Consider the following 242-nt stretch of genomic DNA (forward strand, 5'->3'; position numbering starts at 1 on the left):
TATCGTCACCACCGACGGGGCAGGCGGAGCGCTCAAGGCACTGCGCATTAAATGGCCCGACGTGAAAATCCAGCGGTGCCTAGTTCACGTCCAGCGCAACACTTTCGCCGATATCAGCCGCAACCCGATTCACCCAGCGCATAAAGCAATCCGGAAACTGGGCTACATGCTTGTTCAGGTACACAACCGTGAAGATGTTGCGCGGTTTACTGCTGCAGTCCACCACACCCGCATCACCTTTG

At 56.6% G+C, this 242-nt stretch carries 1 protein-coding gene; it reads left to right on the forward strand.

Annotated features, from left to right (window positions below; translation table 11 throughout):
- On the forward strand, positions 1–242 hold a 242-nt coding region (locus tag HMPREF2565_RS13510), incomplete at both ends, for a transposase (RefSeq protein WP_210385900.1).

Source organism: Corynebacterium sp. HMSC072A04 (genome assembly GCF_001809235.1).
Taxonomy (GTDB): domain Bacteria; phylum Actinomycetota; class Actinomycetes; order Mycobacteriales; family Mycobacteriaceae; genus Corynebacterium; species Corynebacterium hiratae.